Annotated in this window: 8 protein-coding genes; 4 read left to right on the top strand and 4 right to left on the bottom strand. The window is 66.2% G+C overall.

Going from position 1 to position 11,724, the window contains the following annotated elements; translation table 11 throughout:
- The first annotated feature begins 1,013 nt into the window (after positions 1-1,013).
- Positions 1,014-1,340 carry a hypothetical protein gene (locus FV230_RS00520; RefSeq protein WP_243938700.1) on the top strand — a complete coding sequence of 109 codons (327 nt, stop codon included), beginning with the start codon at positions 1,014-1,016 and terminating at the stop codon, positions 1,338-1,340.
- 227 nt (positions 1,341-1,567) lie between these two features.
- Here the strand turns inward: FV230_RS00520 and FV230_RS00515 are convergent, their stop codons facing one another.
- Positions 1,568-2,752 carry a polysaccharide biosynthesis C-terminal domain-containing protein gene (locus tag FV230_RS00515; protein WP_187275323.1) on the bottom strand — a complete coding sequence of 395 codons (1,185 nt, stop codon included), beginning with the start codon at positions 2,750-2,752 and terminating at the stop codon, positions 1,568-1,570.
- A gap of 735 nt (positions 2,753-3,487) precedes the next feature.
- Between FV230_RS00515 and FV230_RS00510 the strand changes: the two genes are divergently transcribed.
- Positions 3,488-4,489 (top strand): NAD-dependent epimerase/dehydratase family protein, encoded by a 1,002-nt coding sequence (locus FV230_RS00510; protein ID WP_147840784.1) that lies wholly within the window; start codon positions 3,488-3,490, stop codon positions 4,487-4,489.
- A 132-nt stretch (positions 4,490-4,621) separates the two neighbouring features.
- The gene (locus FV230_RS00505) at positions 4,622-6,118 is read left to right on the top strand and encodes an exopolysaccharide biosynthesis polyprenyl glycosylphosphotransferase (RefSeq protein WP_147840783.1); all 1,497 of its coding nucleotides are present in this window, start codon (positions 4,622-4,624) and stop codon (positions 6,116-6,118) included.
- A gap of 18 nt (positions 6,119-6,136) precedes the next feature.
- Here FV230_RS00505 and FV230_RS30290 read toward each other — a convergent pair whose 3' ends face one another.
- On the bottom strand, positions 6,137-6,934 hold the full coding sequence (locus tag FV230_RS30290; protein WP_210248605.1) for a response regulator transcription factor: 798 nt from the start codon (positions 6,932-6,934) through the stop codon (positions 6,137-6,139).
- Positions 6,935-7,391: 457 nt separating this feature from the next.
- Here FV230_RS30290 and FV230_RS00495 point away from each other — a divergent pair, with 457 nt between their 5' ends.
- Positions 7,392-8,237 (top strand): response regulator transcription factor, encoded by an 846-nt coding sequence (locus FV230_RS00495; RefSeq protein WP_147840782.1) that lies wholly within the window; start codon positions 7,392-7,394, stop codon positions 8,235-8,237.
- Between the two features lie 11 nt (positions 8,238-8,248).
- Here the strand turns inward: FV230_RS00495 and FV230_RS00490 are convergent, their stop codons facing one another.
- Together FV230_RS00490 and FV230_RS00485 are read right to left on the bottom strand one after the other, a co-directional pair.
- Entirely contained in the window at positions 8,249-9,583 is a 1,335-nt protein-coding gene (locus FV230_RS00490; protein ID WP_246694676.1) for an HlyD family type I secretion periplasmic adaptor subunit, read from the bottom strand.
- 104 nt (positions 9,584-9,687) lie between these two features.
- The gene (locus tag FV230_RS00485) at positions 9,688-11,577 is read right to left on the bottom strand and encodes a type I secretion system permease/ATPase (RefSeq protein WP_147840780.1); all 1,890 of its coding nucleotides are present in this window, start codon (positions 11,575-11,577) and stop codon (positions 9,688-9,690) included.
- Positions 11,578-11,724 lie beyond the last annotated feature (147 nt).

Raw genomic sequence — 11,724 nt, 5'->3', positions numbered from 1 at the left:
GTTCCCGACAGACTCGGAAGCTGAAAACTCATTCTTGGTCGCGCGGCGAAGGCGGGGCGAGCGGATGGCACGGAGCCGCTTGGTTCGGCTGGTCGGAGGATGAGCTCGGGCGAAGGCGAAGGGTGGCTCGGCGACGCATGCGGACGGACGGTGTGGCGACGCTTCCGCCATTGCCCCATCACGGAAACCGACCTCCTCGCGCGTGCAGGACAGCGCGGTGTGAGCCGTCCTCCGGCGTTCCGCTGTTCGGGCTCGAGCCATGCGGTCGCTCTATGCGAAAGGCCGAAGCTCGAGGCGGGGAGGGATGTCGAGCGTCACCGCGACTGTCACGCCGGGCGCGATCTCGCTTCAGGTTTGCCGGGTCACGTCGGGACCGGAGGAGTTCGCGAGCGGATCACGCTCGCGATCGGCGATGTGAAGCCCCTTCCGATCGCGCTGAGTCGCGCCGGGCGCCCACGTCCCGGTGAGGGCCACCCGTGCTTTCCCGCCTGCGTCGCGGACGAGGTCGACGCGTCGCCTCGGCAGAGTACCCCGGTCCGCGAGCCATGGCCGGTCTTCTCGATCGGCCCGGGAAAGCCCGTCGATCAGGTCGAGCGGTACTCCCAAAGCCCAACTCCATCGCTTCCGCGTTCTGCGGTAAGTATTGCGCGTCGTACCAGAGTGGTCATCTGTCTAGCTCATCGCGTTCGGCAAATCAGAATTCATGCCTCCGGCGCGCGCGGAAGCCGTCTCTCCCTATTTGGTCGGGTCCGTTCGAATGCGATACTCAACGAGCCTGCGAAGCACGGCCCGAACGTGCTCTCGAACCTGTCTGCATCTGATGTCGTCGGCCTCTGACCGAGGCCCATCCTGCGGTGCGGCTTCAGTGGGCACGATTTTCACGTCCTCATATGGAGACAGGTCGCGACGACTACGGCCTAAGCCGTTCGGCGCAGGCAACAATAGATACGCCAACTTGCGGGCAAAAATTTCATCAAAATACGTAGGCCGCTGTCGGATGCGCGCTTGTGAAAATGCGGATGGCGACATGGTTAAGCCGTCCTGATGCGCAACGCGGCAAAGTCGGCTGTTTACGACTCGGTAACGAGCCTGGGGCCAAAAAATTTGAAACTCGGGAGGTCGGTTTGCCGCAACGCTTTCGCTTCGATCTTGAGAGCAGCCACATCGCGATCCGGGACGAAGCCGGCGTGGAAGCCGACAGCCTCGATCAGGCGATCGAGCAGGCGGAGGCTGGGATCGAGGAGATGCGGGCGAGCGGTGAGATGCCGCCTTCCAGCGAGACCTGGGAGCTGGTGATCCGCGACGAGGACGGCGTTGAGCTGAAGCGTCTCCCCGTCTGACCCTTGCCGACGGATAGGAAGCGCCGATCCTCGCTTGCTGCGGTGCCTGCGGACGAGAGAAGGCGTCCCGCCGGGAAGGGCGTCCCCCGCCGGCACCAATGCAACACCGCGTCGGCGAGCGGCGGGGTTGCCAAGGAGCGCCGGACACGGTGCCGGTCGCGGCAAGCGTCAAGCTCGCGACCGCGCATGGGGCGGCTCGGCCGGCTTCGGCAGGGGCCCGTGTCTCGTCAGATGACCTGTCCGACACGGTCCTCGACGAGCATCCTCTTCAGGATCATGTGGCTGGCGACCAGGCGCGCGATTGCCGAGATCAGCGTCGCCGCGGCCGCACCCATCACGCCGTAGAGGATGATCAGCGGGAGGCCGACGACGATCGATATCGCCACGCCGATGCCGTTGATCACGACAGCGGTTCGCGGGGCATCGATCCCGTGCAGGAACGAGCACACCGCCTCGGTCGCGTAACCCGCCATGAACGCGAGGACGAGCACCCTCACAGGGCCGGTGAGGTCGAGATAGGGTGAGCCGGCACCGTAGAACGCCGACAGGATGAGCCGCGGCTCGATCAGTGCGCTGCAGTACAAGGCGAAGATGACGGGCGCACCCAGGAGGGCGCAGTTGCGTGCCGCGTTCCAGGCGCTGGATCTCCCGGACAGGTGCGCCCGCGCCGCGAGTTGCGGGATCAGGTTGAGCAGCGCGAACAGGACCGGGTTTGCGACGTTCAGGACGTTGAGCGCCGCCTGATACGACGCCGTCGAGCCGGCACCGTAGGCGAGGGCGAGCGTCCAGCTCAAGATCTGAAAGCGCGTGATGCCGAGCACGTTGCTGGTGAGCGAATACCGCCCGATGTGCCAGAAATCCTGCCAGGTCCCGGCGAGCCCCGCTGCATTCGGCATGGTCAACCGCGCTTGGCGCGCCTGAACGCAAGCCGCGACGGCCGACGTTAGCGCCATCACCCAGAAGATCGCGGACATGGACAGGGATTCGACGTACCAGAACAGCGATACGACCACCGAGGTTTGGCCGAGGTAGCTGATCGCGTCACCGAGGATGGCGTCTCGAAACCGCAATTCGGCGAACAGGGCGCGGCGGCAATACTCCTGGAACTGCCAGCACAGGAAGTAGGCGATGGCGGCCAGGGCCAGGTCCGCACGTCCGTTGGCGAGGTTCACGACCGCGAGGCCGATGCAGAGCGGGATGCTGAGCGGTACGAGGATCAACAAGCTCGTATGGATCAGCGCCCTGCTCTTGTCCGGGAGCGCGACGCTGCATCTGACGGTCATCGGATAGAAGACCAGCGTCGTGTTCACGACCTGCAACAGGAACAGCACGCCGAACAGGATCGAAACGTGCCCATACTCCGATGGTGGAAGATGGCGCGCGAGCATGATGTTGAGGACGAAGGTCCCCAAGCTGACGATCGCCTGATCGATCAGAGGATATCCGGCACCGGTCGAGCGCGCTCTGATCCAGGTCGTCTCGATCCTCGATCGCCATGTCTGCCTCGAAAGCCCGGTGTGAAGTGCTGAGGTATCGCCGACGGCGGAGGCGGACGGATCGGATGCTGGCGGCATGGCTGGAACCCGTGCGGGACGCGGTGACCGGCGTCCTATCGGCTCGACGTCTCCGTCGAACGGTCTGGCACGATGCCGCGTCACGACCCCCGCGACCGAGGTCCGGGGCGGCTCGAACCGAGGTCGGCGTCGTGATGTCTTCGAACGACGATGATGATCGACAGGCAGGAACGCGTCCGTTCATGCTGGGACCTCGAGCACGGACGGAGCAGCGGCGACACGCGACGGGAGCGATCGACACTCCCTGCCGATACTGTATCGCAGCGTCCAAGCAGCAAGAAGCGTTCGCTTCGTACTAGCCCTCCTGGCTACTGCGCCCTGGTCCACCTCGGACTTCCGAACCATGCCCGCAGCCATGCTGCGATGATGTCGCCGCACGCGGGTGTCGTCCGGCGACGCGCGGACCCGATGAATCATGAAAACCGTCCATACCAAGCCAAGCAACGCGGTGTGCATCTTCGCTTGCCGTACCAGCAATCCAGGACGGCGAGAGGGAGTAATACCTGTTAGAGATGGATATTAACGTATCGTTAAACATACTCTTCGGCGTTGCATTCGCTGGGAGAAAAGACAATGTCGAGCCGACGCGTGCTTGTGACCGGGGCCGGAGGATTCATCGGGCAACATCTGGTGACGTTCTTGAAAGCGAAGGGCTATTGGGTTCGCGGCGTCGACATCAAGATGCCCGAATACGAGACGTCGCAGGCCGACGAATTCGAGGTCCGCGACTTGCGGGATCCCGACGCCTGCCGAGCCGCGGTCAAGGGCATCCACGACGTCTACCACCTCGCCGCCGACATGGGCGGCATCGGCTACATCACCTCGTCCCACGCGGGCATCACGCTGAACAACACCAAGATCAACGTCGGCATGATCGACGCCGCTCGTGACTTCGGCGTCGAAAGATTCCTGTTCTCGTCTTCGGCCTGCATCTACCCGCAGTACCTGCAGCTTCAGCCCGATGTGACCCCGCTGAAGGAAGCCGACGCGTTTCCTGCCGATCCCGAGGAGGGCTACGGGCTCGAGAAGCTGTACATGGAGAAGATGTGCCAATATTTCACCGAGGATTATGGTTTCGCGACGCGCGTGGTCCGCTTCCACAACGTCTACGGACCGCTCGGCACCTATGACGGCGGACGCGAGAAGGCGCCGGCCGCGATCTGCCGCAAGGTGGCGCTCAGCCAGGACGGCGGCGAGATCGAAATCTGGGGCGACGGCCTCCAGACCCGGTCGTTCATGCATGTCGACGATTGTGTCGAGGGCATCTACCGGATCATGGGATCCGGTTACGACAAGCCCCTCAATCTCGGAACCGACGAGCTGATCTCGGTCGACGGGCTCGTCGATCTCGTCTCGTCGATCGCCGGGAAGCGGCTGTCCAAGCGTCACGACACGTCGCGCCCGCAGGGCGTGCGCGGCCGCAACAGCGACAACAGCCTGCTCCGGGAGGTCCTCGGCTGGGAGCCTCGCATCCTCCTCGCGGAGGGGCTCGTCCCGACCTACCGCTGGATCTCCGGCGAGCTCGAAGCTCAGAGCAGCCTGCAGGCCCCGATCCCGGCGGTCGCCGCCGAGTAGCGAGGAACGCGCGTGGGCATCGATCCCGATGCCCACGCGGCCACGCCGCATCGGCATGCGCCGTGGACCGGGCGAGCCGCCCGGTTCGTCGCGCTGCCGTCGATCCCCTCTCCGAGACCGAGATCGCGCTCAATGGCCACGACACTCCCGACGTCCGACCTCAAATCCGCCGCCGCCTCGCCCCTCGTCACGCTGCGGGGAAGCGGCCGACCTCTGCGCAGGACCGACGCGCTGGCGCGCTGCCTCGGCGTGGCGCTCGCTCTCGTGTCCGCGGACGCTGCGGCGGCGGCCATGGCCGTGGCCGGCGGCATGCTTCTGACACGGCAGAGCATCTTCGCCGATGCCGCCGGCATCTCGGACGTGATCGTTCTCCCGATTCTCGCCTGCGCGATCTTCGCCCTGTCGGGGCTCTACGGCGGGTACGGCCCGAGCCCTGCCGAGCGCCTTCGCCTGCGGACCTACAGCGTGCTCGCGCTGGCTCTGAGTTCCCTGGTCTTCCTGAGCGGATACGGCCTCACCGCAGGGTCCGCGATGAGCCTGACCGTGACGACGCTGCTCCTGGTCACCCTGGGCTTCTACGCGGAGGTCGCCGTCCGAGGCTTCCTGATCCGGAAGGGGGTTTGGGGGGCGCGGACCGTGATCGTCGGCACCGACGCGTGCGCTACCGGCTTGGCAACGACGCTGCTGGCGCAGCCGGAGCTCGGCTTCAACCCGATCGGCTTCCTCGTCGATGGCGCCCGGAGAACCGACGCGACGCAGGCTGGGCAGGCCGTCGCCCTCCTGCCGATCCTGGGCGCGATCGAGGAGGTGCAGAACCGATCGTCCGTCGAGGTCGCGATCTTCTGCTCCTCCGCCGATTTCGCGGCGAGCGACATGGCGCAGACCGGCCCGCTGCCGTTCCCGCGGGTCGTCGTGGCCCAGCAATCGCAGGATCTTCAGAGCCTGTGGATGCAGACCAGGCTGCTCGGCAGCACCTTCGGGTTCGAGATCCGCCGGGATCTCTACAGGCCGCGCAATCTCGGCCTGAAGCGCTTGGCGGATCTCGTCCTGACCTGGCCGCTCATCGTTCTGATCGCACCGGTCGTCGCTCTCCTCGCGCTGCTGATCAAGTGGGCCGATCCGGGGCCCGCCTTCTACGTGCAGCAGCGGGTCGGACGAAACGGCAGGCCGATCGGCGTGCTCAAGCTTCGCAGCATGTACGTCGATGCCGAGCAGCGACTGAAGGACCATCTCGCTGCCGACCCGCAGGCCGAGAGGGAGTGGCTGCGGTTCTTCAAGCTGAGGCACGATCCGAGGATCCTGCCCTGGATCGGCCACTTCATTCGGCGGGCGAGCCTCGACGAGCTGCCGCAATTCTGGAACGTCATACGGGGCGAGCTCAGCCTCGTCGGGCCGCGGCCGTTTCCTTCGTACCACACCGACGGTTTCGATCGCCGCTTCCAGGCTTTGCGGCGCAGCGTCCCGCCGGGCCTCACGGGGCTCTGGCAGGTATCGTCGCGCAGTGACGGCGACCTGGCCGTGCAGCAGAGCCAGGATACGTTCTACATCCGCAACTGGTCGATCTGGCTCGACTTCTACATCCTGCTCGCCACGGTGCCGGCGATGATCGCCGGGTCGGGTGCCCGCTGAAGCGGGCGCCTTTCTCTCTCAGTGAGCGTCGGCGAGCGACGGGTCGGGCTTGGCACCGACCCGTTCGGCCTGTTCGGGGCGGGAAGCGTGGCCCAGGGCCCAGATCGCCGCCTGGGTCCGGTTCTGCACGTTGATCTTGCGCAGAATGCTCTTCACGTGAATCTTCACCGTCGACTCCGCGATGCCGAACTGCCGGGCGATGTGCTTGTTGGAGATGCCGTCCGTGAGGCATCTGAGAATGTCCGCTTCCCTGCCGGACAGGAACAGGCGCTGTTCCGTCGGCGCCGCCTTCAGGGGCTTGGGCTCGTACGGCGTGCGACGCGACGCCAAGTACTTGGCGAAGTTGATCGACAGGACGCCACCGTCGCCGAAGACGACATCCAGTGCCGTGATCAACGCGGAAGGGCTGATGCCGGCGCTCAGGAAGGCGTGCGCCGGGATGCTCATCGCGTCCGCATAGCGATCGGGATCGTTCTCATCCACGAGCACGACGATACGCGCCGCTGAATTTCTGGACCGCAACGCCGAAACGATCTCCGACAGCTCGGTGCCGTGCGCTGCATCCGTGAAGATGATAAGCTTCGGGCTGGTATCCTGCAGATGATTCGAGCAATCGAGATGTGGTAATTGAATGATGTTCCGATATTGATGATCTTCGAGAATGCTACGCAGTCCTTCGCTGTAAAATCCAGACGGTCCGATGATCAGCGTCGCTATCGACCGGCTTGGATGCTGGTCGGTGATCTTGAGCCTGCGCTGCGCCGACGCAGCTGCTGGCGCTCTGATTCGGCTGAGTCGTAGCCCTTCGGACATCATCGCCTCGCGAATTTGAAAGACCGGGCATCTATAAAGCAAGAGAATGGAAATCCTGGAGGATAAGTCAATTCTAAAATGGAGCCACCACGATCCGATTAGGGCTCTACATCGCGGATGAGAAAACAGTTGTCGCAGTTTTTGCATGCCCCGAAGAGCGAGGGCCAAGCATCGGGCGCAACGTTTGCGGCGGAAATGTAACTTATGATGGTCGCCCCGGGCGCCCCAACTAGTGTTTCGACAACAGTTACGAACCCCCTTGATTCGCAGGATCGAACGCTCGGCACAGGACGTGCTCGGGATCGCACACGGATCGACATCGGCATCCGGATGCCGCCGTCTGCGCTGCATGGCGCATAGTACTTTGGGAGGACCAAGCTGGCCTTTTGAGACATATGGAAGAGGACCGATTTAATTATATTCGACGGTCACATGTCAAAACTGTCTTAGGCAGGCTCTCATGGCTGTAGAGAAGCGTAAAAGCGCGCGGTCCTCCGTGCCGCGGCCGGTGAATCGCCGTCGGACGGACGAGATCGTCGAGACGGCCCTGGTCGAGCCGAACAGCCTGTTTCGAGAGGGGATGGAACACATCCTGGCTCGAACGCGATTGCAGGTCGTCGCCAAGACCGACACGCTCACCGCTCTGCTGGCATCCTCGACCGGGCACAAGGCGCCGCGCCTGGCCATCCTGGCGATGGAGGGAGTGGACGCGCCCTCGACCGCGACCATCGGCGCGCTGAAGGCCCGGTATCCGGATTGCCGTATCGTGTGCCTGATCCAGGGCGATCATTCGGATGCGAGCGTCGACCTGCTGAAATCCGGCGCCGACGGCGTCCTGTTGCGGTCGATCGGCGCCGACGCCTTCGTCAGATCGCTCGAGCTGGTGATGCTGGGAGAGCGCGTGCTTCCCGCGGCCGCCCTGTCCGCGGCCTGTTCCGGCGAGTGTCGAGAGGCGACGCCCGCACATGCGCCTCTTCCGGACGGCGATCAGCCCGGCAAGCCGGAGCAGGCGCCGCGCTACTGCAATCTGTCTTCTCGGGAACTCGCCATTCTCCGATGCCTCGTCCAGGGCGAGTCCAACAAGATCATCGCACAAAACCTCGACATCGCCGAAGCCACGGTCAAGGTTCACGTCAAGGCCATTCTCCGCAAGACCCACGTTCAGAACAGGACCCAGGCCGCCATCTGGGCCCTCAACCATCTCGCCGACTGCGAGCCCTCCGATCTCGAAGGGGCGGCGAATGGCAGCCACGGCCAGGTCGCGCCGGTTCTTCTGCCCGCCGATGGGTCTATCCGCGTAGCCTAGGCCGGACGCGCTCAGTTCTCGCGCCAAGCCTTGGCGACCTGATCCGCGAGCGGTTTCGTCAGGAAGGAAATGACGGTGCGCTCCGTCGTCTTGATGAAGCTCTCGACCGGCATGCCCGGGCGCAGCTTCGCCTTCCCGAGCCGCCTGCTCTCCTCTTCGCCGATCGCGATCCGGGCGGTGTAAACGTTCATGCCCGACTTGGCGTCCTTCGTCACATCGGGCGAAAGCCGGTCGACGACGCCGTTGATCTCGGGGGTGGTGCGCTGGTCGAAGGCGGTGAATCGGAGCACGGTCTGCTGCCCGACATGGACGTGGTCGATGTCCTCCGGGCGGATCTTCACGTCGACGGCGAGCGCGTCGGCTTGCGGCACGATCAGCATCGCCGGCTCGCTCGGCGTGACGAGGCCGCCGATGGTGTGCACGCTCATCTGGTGGACGATGCCGTCCTGCGGCGCGCGCAGATCGATGTGACGCAGCGCGTCCTCGGCGACGACACGCTTTTCCACGTACTCGGAGGTCTTGGCACGGATATCGGCGAGTTCCTTTGCGACCTCGGCGCGCATGTCCTGGTCGATCTGGAGGATCTGCAGCTCCGTCTCGCTGATCTTGCCCTTCGCCTGCGCGATCGCCGCCAGGAGCTGGCCGCGCTCGCCGTCGAGGCGGGTCGCCTCGCGCTCCAGCGCCGTCACCCGCGAGACGGGGATCAGGTTCTTCTGACGAAGCTCGCGCAATCCCTGAAGCTCGTTCTGGATCAGCGCGATCTCACCCTCCTTCGCCCGCGACTGGTCGTTCAGGCCGGTGATCTCGTGGTTGAGCTGGGCGACCCGCTCGTTGAGCTGTGCTTTCTGGCCGCCGCGGGTCGCGCGCCGGATGGTGAAGAAGGCGGTTTCTCCGGCGATCAGGTTCGCCACCGTCGGGTCGGTCTTCGCGCGCTCGAGGAACTCGGCCGGGAAGGTCAGCGCGTCGGCGCCGCGCTGTTCCGCCTCGTCGCGCGCACGGCGCGCTGTCGTCTCGTCGAGCGACTTGACGACGATGTCGAGGTTGGCCCGGATCTGGGTGTCGTCGAGGCGCACCAGCACCTGCCCGGATCGCACGCGATCGCCCTCGCGGACGTTCAATGCGCCGACGACCCCGCCCACCGGGTGCTGGACCTTCTTCACCTCCGATTCGACGACGACCTGCCCGGGCGCGATCACAGCGCCCGAGAACGACGTCAGGCAGGCCCAACCACCGATGCCGAACACGAGTATCCCGGACAGGATCGCGGCGGCTCGCAGCTGACGCAGCAGCGAATCGTAGCTCGGGCTTCCATGGACGCCCGGTGCCGGGACGAAAACCTCGGCCAGGGCGCGCAGGCGTCCGGCCGCCGTCCCGATGCCGGCGCGCGCACGGGACAGCGCGAGGCGAAGGCGCGGCTCGAGCAAGCGGACCCTGGCCGGGACAGTCCGAATCATGCGCGGAACCGTTGCTGTGCGGCGGCGAAGGCCGGCCTCGGCGCGTCAGCCCGGGCGGGCACCTTCGCCGGCGGAGCGGTCGTCGGGACGGCGGTCGGGCGAAGGAGCCGGCCAAGAACCTCGTCGCGTGGACCGAACTCGGCGATGCGCCCGTCCGCGAGAGCGAGAATGAGATCGACGGTCACCAGCACGTTGGGACGGTGCGCGACGACGATCGAGATGCCGCCGCGCGCGCGAACCCCGTGCAATGCAGCCGCGAGCGCGGTCTCGCCGGCCACGTCGAGATTGGCATTGGGCTCATCGAGCACGACGAGGAACGGGTTGCCGTAGAGCGCCCGCGCCAGGCCGACCCTCTGGCGCTGGCCCGCCGACAGGCGGACGCCGCGCTCGCCGATCGGGCCGTCGTAGCCGCCCGGCATCTGCACGATGGTGTCGTGGAAGCCGGCGGCCTGCGCCGCTTCGATCACGGCGTCCGCCGACGCGTTCGGGTCGAACCGGGCGATGTTCTCGGCGATGGTCCCCTCGAAGAGCTCGACCTCCTGCGGCAGGTAGCCGATGTGGCGCCCGAGCGCCGAATTCGACCACTGGTCGAGGGAGGCGCCATCGATGCGGACGCTGCCCCTGACCGGCGACCAGACGCCGACGATCGCCCTCGCCAGCGACGACTTGCCGGACGCGCTCGGCCCGACGATGCCGAGCGAGGTGCCCGCCTCCAGGTCGAGGCTGATGTCGGACAGGACCAGCCGCTGGATCTGAGGGGGCGCGACGCTGACAGCCTGCAGGCTCAAGGTCCGGTGCGGCGCCGGCAGCTGCAGCGGCGTCGGCATCGCGGGCAAAGCGGTCAGGAGCACGTCGAGCCGGCGCCAGCTCTGCCGGGCCGCGACGAAGCTGCGCCAGTTCGCGATCGCCAGTTCCGCCGGCGCCAGCGCCCGCGAAACCAGGATCGAGCTCGCGATGATGATGCCCGAGGAGGCTTCGCCCGAGATGACGAGGCAGGCGCCGAGCGCCAGGACGCCGGATTGGAGCGCGAGCCGGAAGACCTTGGATGCGGAGCCGAGGCCGGTGGCGATGTCGGCGACGACCTGCTGCGCGTCGAGGAAGCACCGGTTGGCGCCGGACCAGCGACGGATGAAGGTGTCGCGCATGCCCATGGCGGCGAGCACTTCGGCGTTGCGCTGCCCGGCTTGGGCCAGGCTGCCGCGGCTGGCCGCGTGTTCCGTCGCCCGTTGCATCGGCCGCCGGGTCAGGCGGTCCGTGACGATGGTCAGGGCCACCAGCACGCCGGCTCCCGACAGGGCGGCGAGGCCGATCAGCGGATGGAACAGGAAGCAGATCAGGAGGTAGAGCGGCATCCAGGGGAGGTCGAACAATGCCCCCGGCGCCGGGCCGCTGAGGAAGCTGCGCAGGGCATCGAGATCGCGCACCGGCAGCAGCCCGTCGTCGGGCATGCGCCCGACCAGCGGAGCCCGGATGGTGGTCTCGAAGACGCGGACGCCGAGCGACTCGTCCAGCATGGCGCCGACGCGAACCAGCGCACGCGCGCGCAACACCTCCAAGGCCCCCTGGAACACGAATAGGGTCAGCGCCAGCAGGCACAGACCCACCAGCGTCGCGATGCTGCGGCTCGGAATCACCCGATCGTAGACCTCGAGCATGAAGAACGATCCGGTCAGGCACAGGATGTTCACGAGGCCGCTGATCACGGCGAGCCCGACCAGGGCGCGGCGGGCAACGACGATCGCGGAGGCGATCTCGGAGCCCCCGGCCGGCAGCCGGGACGCCGCGCGGGGATGTGCAGGCTGCGGTTTCACGAACACCACATCACCGTCCTTGCAGTCGATGGAGGAGGATTTCGGGTATGCGGGACCGGCGGCGCCAGCCGCCATCGCCCCGCGGATCGGAGCGATCCTGATGCCGGGTGCGCTGTGCGCCGCCCGTCGCCATGCCCCTCTGCCCGAGCGGAGCGAGAGGGCGGTCAGGCGTTTGGTCGCTGGAAATGCAGCGCGCGTCGCCGGGGAGGGCCGATCCGATGA

It is taken from the genome of Methylobacterium sp. WL6, assembly GCF_008040095.1.
Lineage (GTDB): Bacteria > Pseudomonadota > Alphaproteobacteria > Rhizobiales > Beijerinckiaceae > Methylobacterium.
This window is presented reverse-complemented; position numbering and strand designations above follow the sequence as displayed.